The organism is Kitasatospora sp. NPDC001603 (assembly GCF_040298365.1).
In the GTDB taxonomy this organism is placed as follows: Bacteria; Actinomycetota; Actinomycetes; order Streptomycetales; family Streptomycetaceae; genus Kitasatospora.
Genome location: NZ_JBEPAA010000013.1, coordinates 48,653 through 71,748 on the forward strand (window position 1 = coordinate 48,653; position 23,096 = coordinate 71,748).

Annotated in this window: 22 protein-coding genes; 12 read left to right on the top strand and 10 right to left on the bottom strand. The window is 75.3% G+C overall.

The features are described 5' to 3' along the window. Positions 1-25 precede the first annotated feature (25 nt). The 6 genes from ABT263_RS11440 to ABT263_RS11465 all read left to right on the top strand — a co-directional run bounded on the left by ABT263_RS11440 (position 26) and on the right by ABT263_RS11465 (position 7,017). The gene (locus ABT263_RS11440; protein ID WP_352290088.1) at positions 26-250 is read left to right on the top strand and encodes an MbtH family protein; all 225 of its coding nucleotides are present in this window, start codon (positions 26-28) and stop codon (positions 248-250) included. Positions 251-339: 89 nt separating this feature from the next. Then, the gene (locus tag ABT263_RS11445; protein WP_352290090.1) at positions 340-2,184 is read left to right on the top strand and encodes an ABC transporter ATP-binding protein; all 1,845 of its coding nucleotides are present in this window, start codon (positions 340-342) and stop codon (positions 2,182-2,184) included. Next, positions 2,177-3,904 (top strand): ABC transporter ATP-binding protein, encoded by a 1,728-nt coding sequence (locus tag ABT263_RS11450; RefSeq protein ID WP_352290092.1) that lies wholly within the window; start codon positions 2,177-2,179, stop codon positions 3,902-3,904. Before ABT263_RS11445 ends, ABT263_RS11450 begins: the two co-directional genes overlap by 8 nt. A gap of 118 nt (positions 3,905-4,022) precedes the next feature. Further along, the gene (locus ABT263_RS11455; protein WP_352290094.1) at positions 4,023-4,850 is read left to right on the top strand and encodes a siderophore-interacting protein; all 828 of its coding nucleotides are present in this window, start codon (positions 4,023-4,025) and stop codon (positions 4,848-4,850) included. Then, positions 4,847-5,908 carry a FecCD family ABC transporter permease gene (locus ABT263_RS11460; RefSeq protein ID WP_352290096.1) on the top strand — a complete coding sequence of 354 codons (1,062 nt, stop codon included), beginning with the start codon at positions 4,847-4,849 and terminating at the stop codon, positions 5,906-5,908. Before ABT263_RS11455 ends, ABT263_RS11460 begins: the two co-directional genes overlap by 4 nt. Beyond that, positions 5,905-7,017, top strand: a complete 1,113-nt coding sequence (locus ABT263_RS11465; protein WP_352290098.1) for a FecCD family ABC transporter permease — start codon at positions 5,905-5,907, stop codon at positions 7,015-7,017. The genes ABT263_RS11460 and ABT263_RS11465 overlap by 4 nt, the downstream gene beginning before the upstream one ends. A 66-nt stretch (positions 7,018-7,083) precedes the next feature. On the opposite strand, the gene ABT263_RS11470 is transcribed toward ABT263_RS11465, so the two are convergent. The 6 genes from ABT263_RS11470 to dhbA all read right to left on the bottom strand — a co-directional run bounded on the left by ABT263_RS11470 (position 7,084) and on the right by dhbA (position 12,721). Continuing rightward, on the bottom strand, positions 7,084-7,572 hold the full coding sequence (locus tag ABT263_RS11470) for a GNAT family N-acetyltransferase (protein WP_352290100.1): 489 nt from the start codon (positions 7,570-7,572) through the stop codon (positions 7,084-7,086). Continuing rightward, positions 7,569-8,387, bottom strand: a complete 819-nt coding sequence (locus tag ABT263_RS11475) for an ABC transporter ATP-binding protein (protein ID WP_329491527.1) — start codon at positions 8,385-8,387, stop codon at positions 7,569-7,571. Before ABT263_RS11475 ends, ABT263_RS11470 begins: the two co-directional genes overlap by 4 nt. Beyond that, positions 8,384-9,016, bottom strand: a complete 633-nt coding sequence (locus tag ABT263_RS11480) for an isochorismatase family protein (protein WP_352290102.1) — start codon at positions 9,014-9,016, stop codon at positions 8,384-8,386. Before ABT263_RS11480 ends, ABT263_RS11475 begins: the two co-directional genes overlap by 4 nt. A gap of 34 nt (positions 9,017-9,050) precedes the next feature. Next, positions 9,051-10,643 carry a (2,3-dihydroxybenzoyl)adenylate synthase gene (locus ABT263_RS11485; protein ID WP_352290104.1) on the bottom strand — a complete coding sequence of 531 codons (1,593 nt, stop codon included), beginning with the start codon at positions 10,641-10,643 and terminating at the stop codon, positions 9,051-9,053. Further along, the gene (locus ABT263_RS11490) at positions 10,640-11,824 is read right to left on the bottom strand and encodes an isochorismate synthase (RefSeq protein WP_352290106.1); all 1,185 of its coding nucleotides are present in this window, start codon (positions 11,822-11,824) and stop codon (positions 10,640-10,642) included. Before ABT263_RS11490 ends, ABT263_RS11485 begins: the two co-directional genes overlap by 4 nt. A gap of 81 nt (positions 11,825-11,905) precedes the next feature. Next, positions 11,906-12,721 carry a 2,3-dihydro-2,3-dihydroxybenzoate dehydrogenase gene (gene dhbA / locus ABT263_RS11495; RefSeq protein WP_352290108.1) on the bottom strand — a complete coding sequence of 272 codons (816 nt, stop codon included), beginning with the start codon at positions 12,719-12,721 and terminating at the stop codon, positions 11,906-11,908. 484 nt (positions 12,722-13,205) lie between these two features. On the opposite strand from dhbA, the gene ABT263_RS11500 reads away from it, so the two are divergent. Then, positions 13,206-13,709: a MarR family winged helix-turn-helix transcriptional regulator gene (locus tag ABT263_RS11500; RefSeq protein WP_352290110.1), complete on the top strand. Its 504-nt coding sequence runs from the start codon at positions 13,206-13,208 to the stop codon at positions 13,707-13,709. Between the two features lie 12 nt (positions 13,710-13,721). On the opposite strand, the gene ABT263_RS11505 is transcribed toward ABT263_RS11500, so the two are convergent. Further along, on the bottom strand, positions 13,722-15,452 hold the full coding sequence (locus ABT263_RS11505; protein WP_352290112.1) for an amidohydrolase: 1,731 nt from the start codon (positions 15,450-15,452) through the stop codon (positions 13,722-13,724). Between the two features lie 193 nt (positions 15,453-15,645). Here ABT263_RS11505 and ABT263_RS11510 point away from each other — a divergent pair, with 193 nt between their 5' ends. Further along, a complete protein-coding gene (locus ABT263_RS11510; protein ID WP_352290114.1) occupies positions 15,646-16,368 on the top strand; it encodes a ribonuclease H family protein in 723 nt (240 codons plus the stop codon). 49 nt (positions 16,369-16,417) lie between these two features. Here ABT263_RS11510 and ABT263_RS11515 read toward each other — a convergent pair whose 3' ends face one another. Continuing rightward, positions 16,418-17,041: a DedA family protein gene (locus ABT263_RS11515; protein ID WP_352290229.1), complete on the bottom strand. Its 624-nt coding sequence runs from the start codon at positions 17,039-17,041 to the stop codon at positions 16,418-16,420. 273 nt (positions 17,042-17,314) lie between these two features. Here ABT263_RS11515 and ABT263_RS11520 point away from each other — a divergent pair, with 273 nt between their 5' ends. From ABT263_RS11520 to ABT263_RS11530, 3 genes are all read left to right on the top strand, one after another. Further along, entirely contained in the window at positions 17,315-18,706 is a 1,392-nt protein-coding gene (locus ABT263_RS11520) for a histidine-type phosphatase (RefSeq protein WP_352290116.1), read from the top strand. 115 nt (positions 18,707-18,821) lie between these two features. Then, complete coding sequence (locus ABT263_RS11525) at positions 18,822-19,391, top strand: hypothetical protein (RefSeq protein WP_352290118.1); 570 nt, start codon at positions 18,822-18,824, stop codon at positions 19,389-19,391. Positions 19,392-19,487: 96 nt separating this feature from the next. Then, positions 19,488-20,375: a hypothetical protein gene (locus tag ABT263_RS11530; protein WP_352290120.1), complete on the top strand. Its 888-nt coding sequence runs from the start codon at positions 19,488-19,490 to the stop codon at positions 20,373-20,375. 136 nt (positions 20,376-20,511) lie between these two features. On the opposite strand, the gene ABT263_RS11535 is transcribed toward ABT263_RS11530, so the two are convergent. Further along, positions 20,512-21,204 carry a TetR/AcrR family transcriptional regulator gene (locus ABT263_RS11535; protein ID WP_352290122.1) on the bottom strand — a complete coding sequence of 231 codons (693 nt, stop codon included), beginning with the start codon at positions 21,202-21,204 and terminating at the stop codon, positions 20,512-20,514. 214 nt (positions 21,205-21,418) lie between these two features. Here ABT263_RS11535 and ABT263_RS11540 point away from each other — a divergent pair, with 214 nt between their 5' ends. Further along, entirely contained in the window at positions 21,419-22,558 is a 1,140-nt protein-coding gene (locus ABT263_RS11540) for an FAD-dependent oxidoreductase (RefSeq protein WP_352290124.1), read from the top strand. Between the two features lie 35 nt (positions 22,559-22,593). Here the strand turns inward: ABT263_RS11540 and ABT263_RS11545 are convergent, their stop codons facing one another. Beyond that, the gene (locus ABT263_RS11545; RefSeq protein WP_352290126.1) at positions 22,594-23,022 is read right to left on the bottom strand and encodes a MarR family winged helix-turn-helix transcriptional regulator; all 429 of its coding nucleotides are present in this window, start codon (positions 23,020-23,022) and stop codon (positions 22,594-22,596) included. Positions 23,023-23,096: the final 74 nt, after the last annotated feature.

Consider the following 23,096-nt stretch of genomic DNA (forward strand, 5'->3'; position numbering starts at 1 on the left):
CCGACCACTACCCCAAGGAGACGACATGAGCGCCACCAACCCGTTCGAGGACGACGACGCCCGTTACTTCGTGCTCGTCAACGCGGAGAACCAGCACTCCCTCTGGCCCGCCTTCGCCGAGATCCCGGCCGGCTGGACGGTCGTGCACGGCGAGGACAGCCGTGAGGCGTGCACCGCCTACGTGGACGCCAACTGGACGGACATGCGCCCGGCCAGCCTGGTCGCCCGTACGGCCGCCGCCGGCGTCTGACCCACCACAGGGGGGACGGCCCGACCGGGCCGTCCCCCCGCCCCGTATTCGAATCAGTGACCAGACGGGCGAGCGATCGAGTGAGCGATGTGAGCAACCGACAGACGGAACCCGCCGCGGGGCCCCAGGACGGCCTGACGGCCGAGGAACTCGCGGACGAGGACCTGGCGCCCGGAGCACTCTCCCCGGAGCGCCGCCGTCGGGCCCGCGCCCTGCTACGAAGCTCCCTGCGGCCCCACCGGGCCACGGTGGCCGCGGCGATGGTGGCGGCGGCGATCCGCCAGATCGCCCTCCTGGCCGTGCCGTGGTGCGTCAGCCAGGCCCTGGACGAGGGCATCAAGCCCGGCGACGGCGGGGCCCTGCTGCTCTGGTCCGGCGCCGCCGCCGGCGCCGCCGCGGTCCAGTTCGTCGGCCTGTACGGCTGGCAGTACTGGGCCGGCTACGCCGATGCCAAGGTGGGCGCCGACCTGAGGGGCCGGCTGCTGCGCCACCTCTCCGGCCTGGACCGGGCCGCGCTCGCCTCGCGCGGGCACGGCGACCTCGCCATGCGCGCGACCCGCGACACCGACCTGGTCCGCGAGTGGGTGCACGGCCTGGCCGTCTGGGTGGTGCTGGCCACCACCTTCGTGGTCCTGCTGCCCGCCCTCGCCGCCCTCGACCTGACCCTGCTGCTGGTCACCCTGGCGACCCTGCCGTTCCTGGTCTGGGTCAACCTCCACTTCCCCAAGCGGTTCGCCGCCGCCAGCGGTGAGCTCTCCCGGGCCCACAGCGAACGCGCCGACGCCGTCGCCGACCTGCTCCAGGTCGGCACCGGCCTGCGCGGCACCGGCGGTCACCGGCCCCTGGTCGACCGCCACCACACCGCCAGCGCCGACGTCACCGACCGGACCGTCGTCGCCGCCCGGGTGGAGGCCGGCTGGGCGGCCGTGGCGCCGTTCGTCCCCCGGCTCGCCGTCGCGGCCGGCGTCGGCATCGGCGGCCTGGCCGTCCTCGACCGGCGGCTCTCCATCGGCGACCTGGTCGCCTACACCTCCTGGATGGCGATCATCACCCTCGCCACCCGGGTCCTGGTGGACCGTCTGCTGGAGCGCGGCCAGGCCGACGTCGCGGCCGCCCGGATCGACGAGGCCCTCTGCATCCGCCCGGTGGTCGCCGAACCCGCCCCCGACCGGGCCGTGCACCTGCCCGCCTCCGGCACCCTGGTGCTGGCCGGCGCCACCGCCGTCCGGGACGGCCGGACCGTGCTCGGCCCGGTCGACCTGGCGGTCGGGGACGGCGAGTTCGTCGCCCTGGAAGGCGCCACCGGCTCCGGCAAGAGCACCCTGCTGCGCCTCGCCGTCCGCCTCGACGACCCGGACGCCGGAACCGTCTCCTACGGCGGCGTCGACCTGCGCGACGTCCGGCTGGACGAGGTCCGCTCGCGGATCGCCTACGTGTCCCAGCGGCCGGTCCTGCTCTCCGGCACCGTCGCCGACAACCTCCGGCTCGGCCGCGAGTTCGACGACGCGGCGCTGCACGAGGCCTGTCGGACCGCCGGCATCCACGACCAGCTCACCGCGATGCCCGACGGCTACCTGACCGAGCTGGGCGAGGGCGGCACCGCCCTCTCCGGCGGCCAGGTCCAGCGGCTGGCCATCGCCCGCGCCCTGCTCGGCGACCCCCGGGTGCTGCTGCTGGACGACTCGACCTCCGCGCTGGACACCACGACCGAGAAGCTCGTGCTGGAACGGCTGCGCGGCTGGGCCGCCGGCCGCACGGTCGTCTTCGCCTCGCACCGCGGCGCCGTCCTGGAGGCCGCCGACCGGGTGGTCCGGCTGCGCTCCCAAGCGTCCGACGACACCGTCACGACGACCCCCGGCACCCCCGGAGCCGACCCGACCGAAAGGCCCGAGAGCGCCATGACTGCGACCACCGCGGAGGCGGCCCATGGCTGAGCAGCCCCTGCTCCAGGACGAGGCGGACCACCGGGGGGTGCTGCGCCGGGCGGCGCCGTACCTGCGCCCGCACCGGGCCCGGCTCGTCGTCGCGCTGCTGGTCGGCCTCGCCGACTCCGCCGCGCTGGTCGCCGTCGCCCCGCTGGTCGGCGTGGCCGCCTACGCGCTCGACCACGAGGACCGCGGCGGCCTCGGCCTGGCCGTCCTGCTGCTCGCCGTGTTCGCGGTCGGCCAGCTGGTGCTGGCCCGGGTCGGCGAACTGCTGCTGATCCAGGGCGGCGAGCAGGTCGTCCGCACCCTGCGCGAGCAGTGCGTGGAGAACCTGGCGACCGCGCCGCTGCGCTTCCTGGAGACCCACCGCAGCGGCGAGCTGCTGCGCCGCTCGACCGGCGAGGTCGCCGCGCTGGCCGCGTTCGTCCGGCTGCACCTGCGCAGCCTGGTCGCCTCGGTGGCGACCCTGGTCTTCACCCTGGTGATGCTGGCCTGGTACTCCTGGGTGCTGCTCCTCGTCCAGCTGGTCGTCTTCGTCCCGCTGACCCTGCTGGTCACCCGCTGGTTCCAGCGCGACGCCGGCGCGGCCTTCGGCGCCAAGGCCGGCGCGGAAGCCACCGTCGCGGCCACCTTCTCCGAGACCCTGACCGCCCGTGAGGCCCTCCAGACCTCGCGCGGCCTGGCCGGGTGGACGCGCCGCTTCGACGGCGAGAACACCCGGGCGGTGCACGCCGCCCGCCGGGCGCTGCGGGTGGAGAACCGGATCGACCTGGTGAGCCTGATCGAGGGCCTGGCCCTCGTGGTGCTGCTGCTGGTCGGCGGCTGGCTGGTCGTGCGGGGCACCCTGACCATCGACGCCGTGGTCGTCTTCGTGCTCGCCAGCCGCAACCTCTTCGACTCCTTCGCCGACCTCTCGCAGCTGGTCGGCGAGGTGCAGACGGCGCGCACCGGCCTGGCCCGGCTGCTGGACCTGCTGGCGGCGACCGCCCCCGCGGACCGCCCGAAGACGGCCCCCGGCCTGCCGGCCCGGGGCGACCTGCGCTGCGAGGGCGTCGAGTACGCCTACCGGGCGGACGGCCGCACCCTGCACGGGATCAGCCTGGACTTCCCCGAGGGGAGCCGCACCGGGGTCGTCGGCGAGACCGGCTCCGGGAAGACCACGCTGTCCAAGCTGCTCTGCGGCCTCTACCAGCCGGACTCCGGCACTGTCAGCTTCGCCGGCACCGACCTCGCGGCCGTGCCCGAGGCGGAGCTGCGCCGCCGGATCGTGCTGGTGCCGCAGGAGGTGCGGATGGTCACCGGCACGGTGGCCGAGAACCTGGCCCTGGTCCAGGGCGCACCGGACCGCGCTGCCATCGAGCGGACGGTCGACCAGCTGGGCCTGCGGGCCTGGCTCGCCGAACTGCCGGGCGGTCTGGACGCGGAGGTCGGGCTGCGCGGCGGCAACCTGTCGGCGGGGGAGCGGCAGATCCTCGGCCTGGTCCGCGCGGTGCTGGCCGACCCGGCCGTCCTGGTCCTCGACGAGGCGACGGCCGACATCGACCCGGCCACCGCGGCCCGGCTGGAGCACGCCCTGGACGAGCTGCGGGCGGACTGCACGCTGATCGTGATCGCGCACCGGCCGGCCACCATCGCGCGGCTGCCCCGCGTCGTCCGGCTGGACGGCGGCCACCTGGTCGGTGACGAACCGGCAGGTGGGCTGCCGATCAGGGCGACGCGACTGGTCTGACAATACGAGGTTAGGCTAACCTAATCAGAAGTGAGTGCTGGTGCCGCTCCCCGTTCACCGGGGGGCGGCTCCCGCGCCTCCCGGCCTGCGCACACCTCCCACCGGATTGGGCTGACCGATGACCACAGAGACCGCGCCACCGCGCATGCGGATCGTTCGCCACCCGCTGAAGTACCGCCTGCTGGAAGTCCGGCGGGTCACCCGGGTCACGCCCGGCACGGTGCGGGTCACCTTCGGCGGTCCCGAGCTCGAAGGTTTCTGCGAGCAGGCCCCGACCGACCACGTGAAGCTCTGCTTCGCCGAGGACGGGGCCGCCCTGCCGGTCGCGCCGGTGGTCGAGAACGACACCTGGATGGACGCCCCGGTCGAGCCGATCACCCGCGACTACACCGTGCGCCACTACCGGCGGGCCGAGCAGGAGCTCGACATCGACATGGTGCTGCACGGCACCGGCGTCGGCTCCAGCTGGGCCGAGGCCGCCGAACCCGGCATGCGGCTGGGCGTCCTGGGCCCGCGCGGGTCGGAGGAGATCCCCTTCGTCCACGACTGGTACCTGCTCGCGGCCGAGGAGACCGCCATCCCGGCGCTCGGCCGCTGGCTGGAGATGCTCCCCGCCGGCGTCAAGGTGATCGCCTTCGCCGAGGTGCCCGGGCCCGAGCACGAGCAGGTCTTCGAGACCGCCACCGACGCGACCGTCACCTGGCTGCACCGCGGCGACGCCCCGGCCGGCAGCACCGACCTGCTGGAGCGGGCCGTCCGCGCGGCGCAGCTGCCGCCCGGCCTGGGCTTCGCCTGGGTCGCGGGTGAGGCCAACGCGCTCAAGCCGATCCGCCGTCACCTGCGGGCGGAGCGCGGCCTGGACCGCCACCAGGTCGACGTGGACGGCTACTGGAAGCGTGGCGTCGCCAACCACGACCACCACGAGGGCGAGCACGAGCACGCATGACGACCGCCACTGCGCCGCGCGCCGCGGCCGGGGCGAAGACCACCCCGCCCGGGCGGATCGGCACCGGCCGACGGCTGGCCTGGCTCCTCGGAGCACTGGTGCTGCTGGCCCTGCTCGCCCTCGCGGGCATCGCGATCGGCGCCCGTTACATCCCGCCCGGCCAGGTCCTGCACGTCCTGTTCCACCACGAGCCCACGTCCGAGGACTGGATCGTGGTGCACCACGCGCGGATCCCGCGCACGCTGCTCGGCATCGCCGTCGGCGCCGCCCTCGGGGTCGCCGGCGCGATGATGCAGGCGCTCACCCGCAACCCGCTGGCCGACCCCGGCCTGCTCGGCGTCAACGGCGGCGCCGCCGCGGCCGTGGCGGCCGGGACGGCCCTGTTCGACCTGCGGAGCTTCCACTCCTACATCTGGTTCGCCCTGGCGGGCGCCGCCGTCGCGGCCCTGGTGGTGCAGATCCTCGGTGGCGGCGGCCGGGCCTCGGCGACCCCCGCGCGCCTCGCGCTGGCCGGAACCGCCGTCACCGCCGTGCTGACCGCCTTCGTCAACGGCCTGATCCTGCTCGATCCGCTGACCCTCAACCGGTTCCGGTTCTGGCAGGTCGGCACGCTGGCCGGCGTCGACTCCGCGGTGCTCGGCCAGGTGCTGCCGTTCCTGGCGGCCGGCGGAGCGCTCGCCCTGCTGCTGGGCCGTCCGCTGAACGCCCTCGCCCTCGGCGACGACGCCGGGCACGCGCTGGGCGCCCGCCCGGCCCGCACCCGGGCGTTCAGCCTGGTCGCCGTCACGCTGCTGTGCGGCGCCGCCACCGCGGCGGTGGGCCCGATCGCCTTCGTCGGCCTGGCCGTTCCGCACCTCGCCCGCCACGTCTGCGGCCCGGACCAGCGCTGGATCATGCTGCTCTCGGCGGTCCTGGCCCCGGTGCTGCTGGTCGGCGCGGACATCCTCGGCCGGGTGCTCCTGCACCCGGCGGAGCTCCAGGCCGGCGTGGTCACCGCCTTCATCGGCGCGCCGCTCTTCATCGCCCTCGTCCGCGGCCGAAGGATCGCCCGACTGTGAACAGCCCCCTGACGGTCCCCCGGCCCGCCGCACCCGTCGTGACCGGGCCGGACGGCCCCGCCGCCCGGCCCCCCGTCCCGCTGCGGGCGCTGCGGCTGCCCGGCGGGCGCTCGCTGCGCTGGCACCGCCGGGCGACGGTGGTCGGCGGGCTGCTGGTGCTCGCGCTGCTCGGTGTCTGCGCCTGGCTGCTGACGGCCGGTGACTACCCGCTGCCGGTCTCCGACGTGATCGACGTGCTCACCGGCGGCGGCGTCCGCGCGGACCGCTACATCGTCATGGAGGTGCGGCTGCCGCGGCTGCTGACCGCCCTCCTGGTGGGCGCCGCGCTCGGCCTGGCCGGCGCGCTCTTCCAGACGCTCGCCCGCAACCCGCTGGGCAGCCCGGACGTCATCGGCTTCACGGTCGGCTCGGCCACCGGGGCGCTGGCGGTGATCCTGGTGATCGGCGGCAGCGCCGCCACCGTCGCCTTCGGCGCCGTGGTGGGCGGGCTGGTCACCGCGTTCCTGGTCTACCTGCTGGCCCGGCGCGGCGGCACCCAGGGCTACCGGCTGGTGCTGGTCGGCATCGGGGTCAGCTCGCTGCTCTCCTCGCTCAACGCCTACCTGATCGCCCGGGCCTCGTTCAGCGACGCGCAGAGCGCGGCGGTCTGGCTGACCGGCAGCCTCAACGCCCGCGGCTGGGAGCACTGCGGGCCGATGGCGCTCGCGCTGGCCGTCCTGCTGCCGGCGGCGGTGCTGCTCGGCCGCCCGCTGCGGATGCTGGAGATGGGCGACGACGCGGCCTCCTCGCTCGGGGTGCGCACCGAGCGGGTGCGGATCTGGCTGGTGCTGATCGGCGTCGCGCTGACGGCCGCCGCCACCGCCGCGGCCGGCCCGGTCCCGTTCGTGGCGCTGATCGCCCCGCAGGCCGTCCGCCGGCTGACCCGGGCCACCGGCCCCAACCTGGTGGGCTCCGCGCTGCTGGGCGCGGTGCTGCTGGCCGTCAGCGACCTGGCGGCGCAGCGCCTGCTCGCCCCCACCCAGCTGCCGGTCGGTGTGTTCACCGGCGTGGTGGGCGGCTGCTACCTGGTCTGGCTGATCGCCGGTCAGTGGCGGGCCTCGCGCGGCTGACCCCGGACAGCCGAAGTCCCCGGGTCCGATCACGGGCCCGGGGACTTCGGCTGTCCGGCGGCGGTCTCAGCCCTCCAGCGTCCTGAGGAAGACCAGGGAGCGGCGGGCCGGGTCCAGCCGGTCGGCCCAGGCCCGCGGTGCGAGCGCGGCCGGGATCTCCTCGAAGCCGTAACGGCGGAAGAGCGCTCCGCCGCCGGTGCTGGCGGTGACGAGGGTGCGCACCCCGTGCCGCCCGGCCTCGTCCAGCAGGGCGTCCAGGAGCTGCGAGCCGAGGCCCGCGCCGCGCAGGCCCTCGCGGACGCAGAAGTTGTGCACCAGCCCGGGGGCGGGGTGGGCCGGGAGCTCGGGGGCGAGCAGTCGCAGCGCCACGCAGCCGTCCGGTCCGGACGGGCCGTCGACCAGGAGGAAGCGGTCCTGCGGCGAGCGGTAGTCGGCCGGCCGGCGGCGGCGCAGCTCACCCGAGACCATGGACGGCTCGGAGAGCGCGAAGAGCGCCGCCGCGTCGGCCGCCGTCGCCCGCCGTACCGGCAGGGTTCCGGTAACGGTGCGGTTCACCTGGTCCTCGACCGGTGTCCGGGTGCCATCGGGACCACCAGCGGGGTACCGGTCTGCGGGTCCTCGATCACCTGGCAGGGCAGGTCGAAGACCTTCTCGACCAGCTCGGCGGTGACGATCTCGCCGGGCGGGCCCTGGGCCACCACCGCGCCGTCCCGCATGGCGATCAGGTGACTGGCGTAGCGGGCGGCCTGGTTGAGGTCGTGGAGCACCGCGACGAGGGTGCGGTTCTGCTCCTCGTGCAGCCGGGCGCACAGGTCGAGGACCTCGACCTGGTGGGCGATGTCGAGGAAGGTGGTCGGCTCGTCGAGCAGCAGCAGCGGGGTCTGCTGGGCGATGGCCATCGCCAGCCAGACCCGCTGGCGCTGGCCGCCGGAGAGCTCGTCGACGAAGCGGGCGGCGAGGGTGTCGACGTTGGTGGCGGCCATCGACTCCGCGACCACCCGGTCGTCCTCCCTGGACCACTGCCGGAACAGCCCCTGGTGCGGGTAGCGCCCGCGGGAGACCAGGTCGGCCACGGTGATGCCGTCGGGCGCGGTGGAGCTCTGCGGGAGCAGGCCCAGCCGGCGGGCGAGTTCCTTCGAGGGCAGCGCGCTGATCTGCTCGCCGTCCAGCAGGACCCGGCCGGCGGCCGGCTTGAGCAGCCTGGCGAACGCCCGCAGCAGGGTGGACTTGCCGCAGGCGTTGGGGCCGACGATGACGGTGAAGGAGCCGTCCGGCACGCCGATCGACAGGTCGGTCGCGATGGCGCGGTCGCCGTAGCGCAGCGTCACGTGGTCGGCGTAGAGCCGCCCGGACTCCTCGGGCGCGGTCACGAGGCCTCCAGGAGCTGGTCGGTGGTCAGCACGACGGCGCACTTCTCGGCGGCCCAGCGCAGGCCCTCCAGGTGCTTCTCGGCGGAGAAGTCGGCGGTGGCGTCGGCCACCACGAAGGCCTGGATGTCGCGGCTCCAGGCGTCGGCCGCAGTCATCAGCACGCCGATGTGGGCGTAGACGCCGACCAGCACCAGCTGGTCGCGGCCGGTCCGGGCCAGGATGTCGGCCAGTTCGGTGCGGGCGAAGGCGCTGTACTTCCACTTGAGCAGCAGGGTGTCGCCCTCGGCCGGGGCGACCGCCTCCGGGACGGCCTGCGCCCACGCGTCGGCGGGCAACCCAGGCCCCCAGAAGTCCAGTTGGAGGCCGCGCTGCTCGGGGGTCTGCCCACCGCGCTGGTGCGAGTAGACGACGGGAACGCCGTTCCCGCGGGCGTACTCCAGGACCTGGGCGGTCCGGGCGAGGGCCGGGGCCAGCGGCGGGCCCTCGGCGGGGAACGCGGACAGGAAGTAGTTCTGCAGGTCGTGGACGAGCAGGACGGCCCGGGCGGGGTCGACCCGCCACGGGACCTTGGGCGCGGGGAGCTGGTCGACCCGCGGGGGATCGTACGGGGCGATGGTGGGCAGAGCCATGGTGTCTGGACTTGCTCTCTTCCGGGGCGGAGCGTCAGGAGGTGGTGGTGCGGAGGTCCTTCTTGCTGACCTTGCCGATGCCGGTCTGCGGGAACTCGGTCACGAACTCGACCAGGTCGGGCACCTTGTAGTCGGCCAGGCCGCGGGCGCGCACGAAGGCCTTCAGCTCGACGACGCGCGGGCGGGGCGCCTCGGGGCGCAGGATCACGTAGGCCCGGCTGCGTTCGCCGAGGTGCTCGTCGGGCACGGCGACCACGGACACGTCGTGGACGGCCGGGTGGGCGAGCAGCACGTTCTCGACCTCCTCGGCGGCGACCTTCTCGCCGCCCCGGTTGATCTGGTCCTTGGCCCGGCCCTCGACCACCAGGTGGCCGGTGGCGGTCCGGCGGACCAGGTCGCCGGTGCGGTAGAAGCCGTCCCCGGTGAAGGCGGTGGCGTTGTGCTCGGGCGCGTTCCAGTAGCCGCGGATGGTGTACGGGCCGCGGGTGAGCAGGTGGCCGGTGGCGCCGTCGGGCAGGTCGCGGTCCTCGTCGTCGACCACCCGCACCTCGTCGGCGGGGGAGATCGGACGGCCCTGGGTGGTCAGCACGGTGTCCTGCGGGTCCTCGGGCCGGGTGTAGTTCACCAGGCCCTCGGCCATGCCGAAGACCTGCTGGAGGCCGCAGCCCAGCGCGGGACCGAGCCGGCGGGCGGCCTCCTCGCTGAGCTTGGCCCCGCCCACCTGGAGCAGGCGCAGGCTGGAGAGGTCCCGGCCGGCGCCGGGCGCCGCGTTGGCCCAGGCGAGGGCGAGCGGCGGGACGACGCCGGTCAGCGTGACCCGCTCGCTCTCGATCAGCGCCAGCGCGGTGGCCGGGCTCGGCTCGGGGGCGAGGACCACCCGGCCGCCGGCGTGGAAGACACCGAGGCTGCCGGGGGAGCTGAGCGGGAAGTTGTGCGCGGCGGGCAGCGCGCAGAGGTAGACGGTCTCCGCGCTCAGCTCGCAGATCGCGGCGGACTCGCGGACGCTGTACAGGTAGTCGAAGTGGTAGCGGGGGATCAGCTTGGGCAGGCCGGTGCTGCCGCCGGAGAGTTGGAGGAAGGCCAGGTCGGTGGCGCCGGGAGGGTCCTGGACCGGGGCGGGCTCGTCGGCGCGCAGGTCGTCCAGCGAGGTGTACGGCCCCGGGTCGCCGGCCACGAAGACCTCGGCGAGGGCGGGCACCGCGGCGGTGACCCGGCCGGCCATCTCCCGGTAGTCGAAGCCGGCGTGCCGGTCGGCCACGATCAGCGCGCGGGCCCCGGCGAACTCGCAGAAGTAGGAGATCTCGGCGTGCCGGTGGGCCGGCAGCGCCATCACCGGCACCACCCCGGCGCGCAGCGCGCCGATGAACACCTCGTAGAACTCGGCCACGTTGGGGAGCTGGAGGACGATCCGCTCGCCCCGGCGGATGCCCCGGGCCAGCAGCCCGGTGGCCATCCGGTCGGCCCGCCGGTCGAGTTCGGCGTAGCTCCACCGACGCTCCCCGTCGACGACCGCGATCTGCCCCGGCCGCTCGGCGGCGTGCCGGCGGACCATCTCGTCGAGCAGTTCGTCGGTCCAGTAGCCGGCCGCCCGGTAGCGGCGGACGTACTCCTCGGGCCAGTCGGTCACTTGTCGTCTCCCAGTCCGGCGGCGTGGAGAAAGGTGCGGAACTTCGCGCTGGTCTCGGCTAGTTCGTGCTCCGGCACGGAGCCCGAGACCACGCCGGCGCCGGCGAACAGGCGCAGGCCGTCCCCGTCGGCCTCCGCGCAGCGGAGCGTGACGACCCATTCGCCGTCGCCGTCGGCGTCCCCCCAGCCGACCACCCCGGTGTAGAACCCGCGGTCGAAGGGCTCCAGCGTACCGATCAGCGCGCGGGCCCGGTCGGTCGGCGTCCCGCAGACCGCCGGCGTGGGGTGCAGGTCGAGCGCGAGGTCGAGCGCGCTGGTGGCGGGGTCGCGCAGGGTGCCGGTGACGACCGTGGACAGGTGCCACATCGCGGCGGTGCGGATCACCGACGGCCGCTCGGGCACGACCAGGTCGTAGCAGTGGGGTTCGAGCGCGCGCCGGACGGCGTCCACCACGAAGGCGTGCTCCGCGAGGTCCTTCGGCGACTCCAGCAGGGCGGCGGCGCGCCGTCGGTCCTCCACCGGGTCGTCGCTGCGCGCGGCCGAGCCGGCCAGCGGGTTGGAGGTCACGGCGGTGCCGCGCCGGGAGACCAGCAGCTCGGGGCTGGCGCCGACCAGGGTCGCGCTGCCCTCGCCGGGGACGGCGAAGGTGTAGCCGTGCGGGTCACGGTGGATCAGCCGGCGGAGCATGGCCGGGAGGTCGGCGCCGCCGGGGGTGGACAGCTCCAGGGTCCGGGCGAGGACGACCTTGCTGAGTTCACCGTCCGCGGCGAGGATCCGGACGGCGTCGGCGACGGCGTCCCGGTAGCCCTCGGGGGCCGGGACGGCACGGCTGGTCCAGACCGGGCCGGTGCGGTCCCCGGGCGCGAGCCGCAGCAGCGGGTCGTCGTGGACCGGCTGGGCCCACTGGGTCCGGTCGGGTATGAAGAGCGCGGCCGGGCGGCCGGGGGCGAAGGGGACGGCGCCGACCACGAGCGGGTCGGGCCGCTCCGGGGTGCGCGCCTCCCGCAGCAGGCGGGTGGCCTCGGGGGGATCGGTGACGGCCGCCCGGCTGCCCGTGGCGAGCAGCGTCCGTCTCGGACCGGCGAAGAACGCCCGGTCGGGCCCCGGGCGGTAGGCGGCCAGCAGGGCACCGCCGACGCGGTGGTCCGCGGTGGTGCCGCCGGTCTCGTTCACTGTGGTCATGCTGCTCCGTTCGGAAAGGCGGGATCGGCTCTGCCCGGTGGATCGTCCGACCGGTGGATCGAAAGCGGGGGAGAGGACGGCTCAGGCGCGCAGGGTGGCGCCGCCGTCGACGTAGAGGTCCTGCATGGTGATGTGCCGGGCCCGGTCGCCGGCCAGGAACACCACGGCCTCGGCGACGTCCTCGGGGTCGGCGATCCGGCCGAGGGGTATCCCGACCCGGTAGCTGGCCGGGTCGCCGTCGATGACGCGCTGTTCGGCGGCGTCGTCGCGCCACAGCGAGCGCTGCATCTCGGTGTCGGTCGAGCCGGGGGAGACCAGGTTGCAGCGGACGCCCGAGCGGGCGAGCTCCAGGCCGAGGCAGCGGACGAACATCGCGGTGGCGGCCTTGGAGGCGGCGTAGGCGGCCATCGTGGTGCGCGGCACCCCGGCGGCGTTGGAGCCGACGGTGACGATGCTGCCGGTGCCGCGCTCGGCCATCCGGCGTCCGACCGCCCGGCAGGTGTGGAACACCCCCGTGGTGTTGACGGCGAAGGTGGCCGCCCAGTCCTCGTCGGTGGTCTCCACGGCGAGGGCCGGGCGCAGGATCCCGGCGACGTTGACCAGGATGTCGATCGGGCCGACCGTGCGCTCCACGCGCTCGACCTCGGCCTCGACGGCGGCGGCGTCGGTGACGTCCAGCAGGCCGAGCCCGGGGCCGTCGGCCCGCCGGTCGGTGGCCACGACGTGGGCCCCGCGCTGGGTGAGCAGGCGGGCGACCGCGGCGCCGATGCCCTGGGCCGCGCCGGTGACGAGCGCGACGCGCCCGTCGAACTCCGCGGTGCGGTCGGGGCCGGCCGAGGCTCGGACTCCCGTGTCGGTGACGGGCGGAGCGGGGACGTCCACGGGGGAAGTCGGCATGAGAGATCTCCGGGAGCGGGCAGGGTCGGTCGAATGGGCTGAGCACGACAGTTCGGTAAGGCTAGCCTAACCATGTTTCCCCTGGGGCGACCAGGGTGGGTGTGCCCCGGAGTGGTGTTCTCGGCGCCGCGATCAGGAGTCCCCGCTGCCGGCCGACGGGCTGGTGCCCGGCCCTGACGCCCCCACCGGACTCGCTCTCCCGGATTCCCCCGACACTCCCCGATCGCCGAGGGATCCTTGACGTGACTTCATAAGTTAGGCGAGGCTAACCTTATGTCGATCGGTTCCCCGTCGCGGGCCGGCCGGGGTGGCCGAGGCCCGTCCCGCGCCCCCGTGCGGACGCGCGCACGCCGATCGGCTGCTCCCCGGCGGCGGGTCCCACGACCCGCCGGCCGTGGCCGACCTCCGGGCCGGCGGCGGCTCCGCCCCGCATGTGCAACGGCTCCCGCCCGGGCCCGTGTCCCGGTGAAGATTGGCTGACCGGATGAATCCCTCCGCACCAGGGCTGCTGACACTGAGCAGCTTCCTCATGTCCCGCACCGGCCAGGCCGCCCGTCGACGCCTCGCGATCCAGGCGGAGCGCCGCGGGCTCCGGCTCTGGCACGTGATGGTGCTCTGCGCACTGGAGGAGGACGGCAGTCACTCCAAGGGCGAGCTGGCCGCCCGGCTGGAGATCGGCTCCAGCGACGTGATCAAGGTGGTCGACGACCTGGTCGGCGCCGGGTACGTCACGTGCACCCGCTCCTCGGCCGACCGCCGACGGGTGCACGTCGACCTCACCGCGCCGGGCCGGTCGGCGGCGGCCGGGATCAACTCGGACCTGGCCGCCGCCGACGACGAAGTCCTCGCCCCACTGTCCGGCGAGGAGCGGCTCCGGCTGTTCGACATGCTGAACCGGCTGAACGGCCACCTGGGGCAGGCCGAGGCCGGGCCCGACCGGCCCGCGCCCCGGCCCGAACCTCGGCCGGTCCGCGGGCACGCTCGGTGAGGTGTCGGCCCGTCAGCAGCTGCACCCCCACTCGGGGGCCCGGGGCGTGTCGGGAAGGGCGGTGGCGCGGAGCGCCCCGGCGGGCGCGGGGTGGACGGTGCGGCCGGCCTTGATGGTCTCGACGACGGTGATGTCCTTGATCTCCTCGGGGTCGACGGCCAGCGGGCTGGCGCTGAGGATCACCAGGTCCGCGAGCTTGCCGACCTCGATGGTGCCCTTGCGGTCCTCCTCGAAGTACTGGCGGGCCGCGTTGACGGTGATCGCGCGCACGGCGTCCAGGGCGTCGACGCACTGCTCGGGGCCGACCACCACGCCCTCGGTCCGGCTGCGCCGGGTCACCTGGCTGGACAGGATGGCGATCGAGTTGGGCAGTGCCACCGGGGCGTCGTGGTGCGAGGTGTAGGCGAGGCCCTCGTCCAGCGCCCAGCGGGCCGGCGAGATGGTCGCGGCCCGCTCCTCCCCGAGGACGGTGCCCCGGTACCAGTCGCCCCAGTAGTAGGTGTGCATGGAGAAGAAGGACGGGATGACGCCCAGCCGGGCGAACTCCCGGACCTGGTCCCGGCGGGCGGTCTGCGCGTGGATCGCCACCGTCCGCCGGTCGGCGGGCCCGGTCAGCTCGGTGGCGCCCTCGACCGCCCTGAGGAACTGGTCGATCGCGGCGTCCCCGTTGACGTGGGCGAGCACCTGCCAGCCCCGGGCGTAGGCGGTGCCGACCTGCTTCAGGACGGTGCTGTCGTCCTCGATCGCGGGGTAGCCGCGGTAGTCGTCGGGCAGTCCGGCCGGCGGGGTCAGGTACGGCTCGGTGAGCCAGGCGGTGCGGCCCTGCGGCGAGCCGTCCAGGACCAGCTTCACACCGGCCGCGCGCACCCCGTCGACGTACTCCCGGCTCGCGCCGACCGGGTCGTCCTCCGGGGTGTCGGCGAGCAGGTCGGCCTTGACGTAGGCGACCACGTCGATCTTGAACGGCACGGCGGCGGCGGTGTCCCGCAGCGCCTTGAGGTTGGCCGGGCTGGTGCCGCCCTCCTGCACGGTGGTGAAGCCGAACCGCGCCGCCGACTCCGCGCCCTCGATGAACAGGGCCAGCAGCGCGGCCTCGGGCAGGCCTGCCATCGCCAGCTCCGAGGCGGGATTGAAGGCCTTCTCCTCCAGCACCCCGTCGGGCTCGCCGTAGGAGGGCGGTACCGCGAGCTCCCGGCGGCGGATGACCCCGCCCTCCGGGTCCGGCGTGGCGGCGCCGTACCCCAGCCGCTCCAGGCCCAGGCTGTTCACCGCGCCCAGGTGGAAGGACTGGTGGATGGCCAGCACCGGGCGGCTGGTGGAGACCTCGTCGAGGTCGTCACGGGTCGGGTGGACGCCCTCGGCGAGCATCGCGTCGTCGTAGCCGAAGCCGATGATCCAGTCGGAGTCCCGGCCCACCGGGCCCTCCGCCCAGGCCCGCAGCTTCTCCTTCAGCGTGGCGAGGTCGGCGACGTCCCCGTCGGGCGCGGCCAGCAGGTCGGCGATGGTCGCCTGCAGCCCGATCCCGCCCAGGTGCCCGTGCGCGTCGACGAACCCCGGCAGCAGCGCCCCTCCCGCGAGGTCGCGCAGCCGCGTCCGAGGCCCCCGCCAGCCGTCGACCGCTTCGTCGAGGCCGCCGACGAAGACGATGAGCCCGTCCTTGACCGCGACGGCCTCCGGCGCCGGCCCGTCGGCGACGGTCACGATGTCGCCGCCGTGGAAGATGAGGTCGGCCTGCTCGGCCATGCTGCTGCCCCTTGGGTGGATGCGAATGGTGACCGGGCCACTACCCCACGTGATCGTTCGTCAACCCTCCACCGGACCGCGCGCTCCGCGGCCCTGCGGCGAGCCGGCCGCCTCCGGCACGTCGCCCCGGGCCGCCCGGGTCCCGGACGCCCGGCATGTGCGCGGACCCGCGGCGCACTGGCATGATCGCCGCATGGCAGAACGCATCATCGGCGCTTGTGACGGCGCTTCGAAGGGCAACCCCGGTCCGGCCGCCTGGGCCTGGGTCATCGCCGACGCCGACGGCCGGCCGCAGCGCTGGGAGGCCGGGCCGCTCGGCCGCGCGACCAACAACGTCGCCGAACTGACCGCGCTGAAGGAGCTGCTGGGCGCGGTCCGGCCGGGAGTGCCGCTGGAGGTCCGGATGGACTCCCAGTACGCGATGAAGGCGGTCACCCAGTGGCTGCCCGGCTGGCGCCGGAAGGGCTGGAAGACCGCAGCCGGGACTCCGGTCGCCAACAAGGACCTGATCGTGGCGATCGACGCGCTGCTGGCCGGGCGCGACGTCGAGTTCGTCTACGTCCCCGCGCACCAGGTCGACGGCGATCCGCTGAACGCCGTCGCCGACCGGGCGGCGAGCGACGCGGCGGTGGCCCAGCAGCCGGCGAGCGGCACCTCCGTCGACGCGCCGCTGCCCGCCCCCCGCGCGGACGCCGCACCGACGGCCGGGCCTCGGCAGGCCGGGGCCCCGGCCGCCAAGCGGACCGGCGGCCGCGCGGGCGCCAAGTCCGCCGGGGGCCGGACCAAGGCCAAGTTCCCCGGCTCCTGCCGCTGCGGCCGCCCGTACGCCGTCGGCGACCCGATCGCGAAGAACCCGGACGGCTGGGGCCACCCCGACTGCGCCCAGGCCGCCGAGGCCGGCACCCGTTCCACCTGAGCCGTCCCGGTCCGCCCGGCCTGCCCGGGCGGACCGCCGGCCGGGCTGGTCAGCCCCGGTCCGACCCCTTGCGGGAGTTCAGCAGCAGCGGTAGCAGCGAGAGCACCACGACGCCGCCCACCAGCAGCCACAGGTAGCTCTCGATCCCGGGGACGGCGGCGCCCAGCCAGTACCCCATCAGCACCAGGCTCTGCGACCAGAGCACACCGCCGACGATCTGCCACACGGTGAAGGTCCGGGTGGGCACGTCCAGCACGCCCGCCAGCGGACTGAGCACCGTCCGGACCAGCGGCACGAAGCGGCCCAGGACGATCGCCTTCCGGTACCCGTAGCGGCGCAGCAGCGCCTCCCCCCGGGCCGCCGCCGACTTCAGCCGCCCGCTGCGGCTGCGGGCCAGCGCCGGCCGGCCGCCGTGGCGCCCGAGCAGGAAGCCCACCTGGGCCCCGGCCACCGCCCCCACCGCGGCGCAGAGCATCACCTGCCAGAGCGACAGGTGGGGCCCGGAGCGGCTGCCGGCGGCGCAGAGCACCCCGGCGGGCAGCAGCAGGGTGTCACCGGGGAGGAAGAACCCCACCACCAGCAGTCCCGACTCGGCGAACACCACCACCAGCACGGCCAGCGCGCCGAAGGCGGCGAGCAGGGAGTCCCCGCTCGTCGGGTCGACGGCCAGCAGCACGCCGGTCACCCGGTCCCGGCCGCGGCCGTCCGCCGGTCCGGGTGTCGTCCTGCGGGAGAACTGGGCACGTGGTGAACCGTACTCGCGCGCCCGCGCCACCCGCCACAGCAAGCGGTGCGCGGCCCGGCGGGGCCCGCCGTCCGGCCGCCGCCGGCGAGGGTGAGTTGCCCGCCTGTGCACCGGGCCGACATGCGCGGGACGCCCGGAGGTCACGCGGATCGAGTGGGATCGGCCCGGCTCTCCCGTTCCCGAGCGACCCCTGGACCCCCCATGCGACGCACCCTCACCTCCACCGTGGCGCTGGCCGCTTCCGCGCTGCTGTCCCTGGCCGTGGCCGTCCCCGCCCAGGCGCACGGCGGCCCGGTGGCGGGCCCGGCCTTCGGCACGCCGGCCGGCGCCACCACCAAGGCGCCCTACCGGCCGCTGCAGAGCGTCCGGAGCCTTCAGCAGGCACCGGCCGGCTACACCGCGGTCCTCACCCAGACCGTCTCCCGGCACGGCGCCCGCGCGCTCAGCGACAGCGAGGACGGCGACCTCCTGGTGAAGCTCTGGCAGCAGGCCGCCGACGAGGGTGCGCTGACCCGGGTGGGCAAGGGCTTCGGCCCGGACGTGCGGGCGCTGCTCGACGCCAACGCGAAGGTGGGCTACGGGGCGCTGACCGGGCAGGGCCGGCGGGCGCTCCAGGACACGGCCGAGCGGATGGAGCAGCGGCTCCCCGGCCTCTTCCGGCGGATCGCCGCCGGGGCCGACGACCCGGCGGGCCCGGACCGGATCGACGTGGTCAGCTCCGGCCAGCCCCGGGCGGTCGACTCGGGCACCGAGTTCACCAAGGGCCTGCTGGCGGCCGAGCTGGCGCTGGCGAAGGCCGTCGACCCCGCCCGGACCGACACCGACCTGCTCTACTTCCACAAGTCCGCCGTGAACAAGGACTACACCGACTACGTCAAGAAGGACCCGCGGCTGGCGGCCACCCTCGCGGCGGTCCGGGACCAGCCGCGCAGCCACCGGGCGGCCCGGAAGGTGCTGGAGCGGATCTTCACCGGGCCGTTCGTCGACCGCCTCGCGGCCGGCGGCTACCCCTTCGCCGGGAACGAGGTCGACGCGGCCCAGGCCGTCTTCAACCTGTACAGCGTCACCGCCGACCTCACCGACGAGGGCGACTGGCACCTGGGCCGCTACATCGGCTCCGAGGAGGCCGCCTGGTTCGGCTACCTCGACAACGCCGAGGAGTACTACACCAAGGGCCCGGGCTTCGCCGGTCAGGACATCACCTACAAGATGGCCGGAGTGCTCCTCGACGACCTGTTCCGCAAGGCCGAGAACCGCCGGGCGGGCACCGGCGGTCCGGCCGCCGAGCTGCGCTTCACCCACGCCGAGGAGATCATCCCGCTCGCCGCGCTGATGCGGCTGCCCGGCAGCACGACCCAGGTCACCGAGGCGTCCCCGTACACCTACGCGAGCAACGCCTGGCGCGGCGCGACGGTGGCCCCGATGGGCGCGAACATCCAGTGGGACCTCTTCCGCAAGGGCGACGACTACCTGGTCCGGATGCTCTACAACGAGCAGCAGACGGCCTTCCGGCCGGGCTGCGCGCCGGTCTCGAAGGGCAGCTACTTCTACGACCTGGACGAGCTGGAGCGCTGCTTCGGCCGGACCGCGTAGCGGACGGGGCAGCGGGCGGCCGGCGGCCGCGGGCCCGGTGGCACGGAGGGTCAGTCCCGTGTGCTGTACTACGCGTTCACCGATTCCCCACAGCCCCTCAGGAGTGACCCGCCGGATGAGTGCCACCTGCCCGCAGTGCGAGGCGTCCGACCGGTCCGTCCCGGTGTCGCGGGCTCTCGCGGACACCACGGAGCCGCTCGAGGAGCCGGTTCGCGCGCTGCTCGCCCCGCCGCCCGAGCCGAAGCCGGCCCGGGAGCTGAGCGGCGGCGCGATCGCGCTGTCCGCCCTGGCGGCGATCTTCGCCGTGGTCGGGATCCTCTCGCTGGTCCGCGACCGGGAGGACCTCTCCGGGTACGACGCGGCCTACCGGGCGGGCTACCTGGCCGGTCCGTTCGTCCTCCCGCTGATCCTGCTGGCGGCCGCCGCGATCGTGGAGCTCGTCGCGCGCTCCCGCCGCCGGCCCGGCTCCGGGTCCCCCGAGGAGGCGGCGCACCGGCAGCCGCACGCCCGGGTGTGGCAGGCCGGGTGGCTGTGCCGGCGGTGCCGGGTCGCGTTCTTCCCCGAGGCGTCGATCCGCCCGGGATTCCCCGCCTCGCCGGCGATCCCGCTGGAGCAGTTCCCGCACTGGGTGATGACCGCCGCCGAGCGGGCCTTCGGCGCGCAGGCCCGGCCCGTGGCGGGCTGACACCGTCCGGGCGGGTCCTCCGCCGGCGCCCGGTACGGCCGGTGGCGGCGCCGGGGCCGGGGGAGGAGGATGGCCACGCCGAGGAGGTGTGGCCGAGTGGTGGACGAACAGGGCATCCCTACGGGCGCGGTGAGCGGCGCGGTGGGGGCCGGCGACGGCCCGGCGCTGCGCCTGGAGGAGGTCGCGCGGGAGGGGCCGGGCGCCCGGCAACCCGCGCTGAGCGTGGCCGACGCCCGTACCGGGCGCAGCACCGGGATCCCGCCCGGGCGGCGGATGCTGCTGCGGGTCGGTGTCCGGCTGGGCTGCGCCGGCGGCCGGATCGGGGCGGGGGACCTGCGGGCCGCGCTGGTCGGTGACGTCCTGCAGAGGGTCGCCGAGATCGAGGGCCTCCAGGTGGTGCGGGTCCTCGCCGTGGCGGAGGGCGCCGCCGCCGACTTCGGGCGTGCCGCCGCCGCTCTGGGTGTCCACCCGCCGGTCGCCGTCGTCGCCTCCGGTGATCCGGACGGTCCGCTGGGCGGCCCGCCGGACGTCCAGGTCCTGGCGGCGGACGCCGAGCGGGCGGGCGGGGCGGGCGTCTGGCTCGGGGTCGGCCCCGCCGGGCCGGACCGGGGCGGCGAGCTGGCGGCTGGTCTCGGCTCCGGCGCCGTCGACGCCTCCGCGCTGCGGCTGGCCCTGCTCGCCCGCCCGTACCGCGAGCCGGTCGTGGCGGGTCCGCGTGAGCTGGCCGAGGCGGCGGGCACGCTGCGGGACTGGCGGCGGCAGGTCGCCTACTGGGCCTGGGGGCCCTCGAAGCCCGTGCCGGACGAGATCCGGCGGGAGGCCGCGGCCGCGTTCACCGGGGACCTCGACACCCCTGCGGTGCTCGCCCTGCTGCACCGCGTCGGGGCGGCCTCCGGGCTCGCGGACGGGGCCCGCTTCGAGACCTTCGCCGCCCTGGACCGGGTGCTGGGGCTGGAACTCACCCGCGACGTCGGCCGCCGCTGACCGGTCCGCCCTCCCGCCACCGACGCGCCGTCAGCCCCCTTGAGCCCTGGGCGCGGCGGACGGCGGCGGCCTCGCCCCGGGCGGGCACCGGCGCCGCCGCCGACGCCCTCGGCCGTGGACGCCGCCCGGCCGGGGATCAGGCCTGCGGCCGGGGTGTGACCAGGGTGCCGTTGATGACGGTGCGCAGGATCCAGGCCAGCCGCTGCTCGGGCGTGCCGGAGAGGAGGTCCGTGCCGAGCGCGGTGATGCGCGGGTGGTGGGCCGCGGTGGTCGCCCGGAGCGCGTCGGCCAGCGCGCCCTGCTCCGCCTCGGCGCGGGCGTCCTGGTCGCGGCCGGCCTGCTCGGCGGCGATCGCGGTGGCCGCCAGGAGCAGGACGTCGACGCCCCAGGCGGCCTGGCCGTCGGGGACGTCCCCTTCGTGCAGCAGGGCGAGGACGGCCTCGACGAGCGCGAGGTAGTTCGGCCCCGAGGGGCGGGCCAGCAGGGCCGAGTGCGCCAGGCTGGGGTGCTGGAACAGGACGTGCGTGTACGAGCCGAGGACGGCGGCGAGGCGCTCGCGCCAGTCGCCCGGCGCGCTCAGCGGCCCGAGGTCGACGGCGCCCAGCAGCTCCTCCAGGATCGCCGCGTGCAGCTCGGCGGTGTTGGCCAGGTAGACGTACAGCGACGCCGGGCCGGTGTCGAGCTCCTGGGCGAGCCGGCGCATGGTGACGCGTGGAAGGCCTTCGGCCCGCATGATCCGGACGGCCGTGTCGACGATGCCCTCGTAGGTGAGCGCGGGTTTGGCGGGCCGCTCGCGGCGGCTCCGGGGGGCGGGGGAGCGTGACGTCACGCCGTCGAGCCTAACGATCGCGTTCGGGACGAACAAGATCGGCGCCCCGACGAACACTTTGGGAGCCGGGCGAACATGTTCGTTAAGACCTTGTTCCTGACGAACATGTTCGTTAGGTTGGAGGAGGAGGGCGCGCCGCCCGCTCGTCCCGAGCCGCCGGTCCGACCGCCCCCACCCCGCGACCCCACGCCCGTACCCGCCCGAGGAGCACGCCATGACCACCACCCACCACCCCCTCGCGATCGTCGGCGCCGGTCTCGGCGGTCTGACCCTGGCCCGCGTCCTCCAGGTGCACGGCATCGCCGCGACCGTCTTCGACCTGGAGCCCTCCCGGGAGGCCCGCACGCAAGGCGGCATGCTCGACATCCACGGCGACACGGGCCAACGTGCGCTCCGCGCGGCCGGCCTGTACGAGCCCTTCCTCGGTCTCGTCCACCCGGGCGGCCAGGCCATGCGGATCGTCGCCCCGGACGGCGCCGTCCGCCACAGCGAGGAGGACGACGGCAGCGGCGACCGCCCCGAGGTGGACCGCGGCCGGCTGCGCGACCTGCTGCTCGACTCCCTCGCGCCCGGCACCGTCCACTGGGGGCGGAAGGCGACCGGCGCCCGCCCGCTCGGCGACGGCCGTCACGAACTGCGCTTCCAGGACGGTTCGGCCGTCACCACCGACCTGCTGGTCGGTGCGGACGGCGCCTGGTCCCGGATCCGCCCGCTGCTCTCCGCGGCGACGCCGGCCTACACCGGCGTCTCCTTCGTCGAGGCCGACCTGCACGAGGCGGACACCCGTCACCCGGCCGCGGCGGCCCTGATCGGCGGGGGCTTCTTCTTCTCCCTCGGGGAGGGCAGGGGCTTCCTGGCCCACCGGGAGGGCGACGGCAGTCTGCACGTCTACACCGCCCTCAAGGTCGCCGAGGGGTGGCTGGACAGCGTCGACCTGGCCGACACCGCCGCCGCCGCCAAGGACGCCGTCCTGGCCCACTTCGACGGCTGGCACGAGAGCCTGCGGGCGCTGGTGGGGGAGGCCGACGGCGCGCTGGTCGGGCGGCGCATCCATGCCCTGCCGATCGGCCACCGCTGGGAGCGGACCCCCGGTGTGACCCTGCTGGGCGACGCCGCGCACCTGATGTCCCCGTTCGCGGGGGAGGGCGCCAATCTCGCGATGCTCGACGGGGCCGAACTCGGCCTGGCCCTCGCCGGCCACCCGGGCGACGTCGAGGCCGCCCTGCGGGCCTACGAGGAGCCGATGTTCCCGCGCGGCGCGGCCTCGGCCGCCGAGTCCGCCGCGAGCCTGGCGCAGATGTTCGGCGAGCGCGCGCTGGAGGGCCTGCTGGAGCGGTTCGCCGCCACCGGTTGATCGCCCGCCGGTCCGGGCTCCTCGCGCTCGCGGCCCTACGCGGGGGCGACGGCCCGTTCCAGCAGGCCGTGCAGCAGCTGCCTCTCCTGTGCGGTGAGGCTGCCCAACGGCGAGCCCTCGGTGAGGAGTTCGAGGAGCCGTTCGCGCAGCGCGGTGCCCTCGGCGGTGAGCACGAGCTGCTTGGCGCGGCGGTCGGTGGGGTGCGGGTGCCGCTCGATCAGCTGCTGCTTCTCCAGCTTGTCGACGACGAAGGTGGTGTTGGAGGGCTCGCAGCTCATGCGCTCGGCGAGCTCGCGCATGGTCATCGGCCCGCTCATCTCCCGCAGCGCGGTCGCCTGGGAGGGGGTGAGCCCGAGGGTCGCCCCGTGCACGCGCACGTGCTCGACGATCCGCTGGTTCAGCCCGTTCACCAGGCCGCACAGCTGTCGCACGGCGATGGCCTGCGGCTCGGAGAACGTCGTCATGGCGCCCACTCTAGCAGTTCGTCAAGCCGACATAATTGCAGCTTGAATGATTCGAACTTGATGCTTATGGTGGC

Excerpts from the sequence above, each read along its gene's own strand:
- ABT263_RS11460 (WP_352290096.1), top strand. The coding sequence starts at position 4,847 with ATGACGACCGCCACTGCGCCGCGCGCCGCGGCCGGGGCGAAGACCACC.
- ABT263_RS11520 (WP_352290116.1), top strand. The coding sequence starts at position 17,315 with ATGCGACGCACCCTCACCTCCACCGTGGCGCTGGCCGCTTCCGCGCTG.
- ABT263_RS11490 (WP_352290106.1), bottom strand. The coding sequence starts at position 11,824 with ATGACCACAGTGAACGAGACCGGCGGCACCACCGCGGACCACCGCGTC.
- ABT263_RS11510 (WP_352290114.1), top strand. The coding sequence starts at position 15,646 with ATGGCAGAACGCATCATCGGCGCTTGTGACGGCGCTTCGAAGGGCAAC.
- ABT263_RS11450 (WP_352290092.1), top strand. The coding sequence starts at position 2,177 with ATGGCTGAGCAGCCCCTGCTCCAGGACGAGGCGGACCACCGGGGGGTG.
- ABT263_RS11505 (WP_352290112.1), bottom strand. The coding sequence starts at position 15,452 with ATGGCCGAGCAGGCCGACCTCATCTTCCACGGCGGCGACATCGTGACC.
- ABT263_RS11540 (WP_352290124.1), top strand. The coding sequence starts at position 21,419 with ATGACCACCACCCACCACCCCCTCGCGATCGTCGGCGCCGGTCTCGGC.
- ABT263_RS11525 (WP_352290118.1), top strand. The coding sequence starts at position 18,822 with ATGAGTGCCACCTGCCCGCAGTGCGAGGCGTCCGACCGGTCCGTCCCG.
- dhbA (WP_352290108.1), bottom strand. The coding sequence starts at position 12,721 with ATGCCGACTTCCCCCGTGGACGTCCCCGCTCCGCCCGTCACCGACACG.
- ABT263_RS11455 (WP_352290094.1), top strand. The coding sequence starts at position 4,023 with ATGACCACAGAGACCGCGCCACCGCGCATGCGGATCGTTCGCCACCCG.
- ABT263_RS11440 (WP_352290088.1), top strand. The coding sequence starts at position 26 with ATGAGCGCCACCAACCCGTTCGAGGACGACGACGCCCGTTACTTCGTG.
- ABT263_RS11480 (WP_352290102.1), bottom strand. The coding sequence starts at position 9,016 with ATGGCTCTGCCCACCATCGCCCCGTACGATCCCCCGCGGGTCGACCAG.
- ABT263_RS11500 (WP_352290110.1), top strand. The coding sequence starts at position 13,206 with ATGAATCCCTCCGCACCAGGGCTGCTGACACTGAGCAGCTTCCTCATG.
- ABT263_RS11545 (WP_352290126.1), bottom strand. The coding sequence starts at position 23,022 with ATGACGACGTTCTCCGAGCCGCAGGCCATCGCCGTGCGACAGCTGTGC.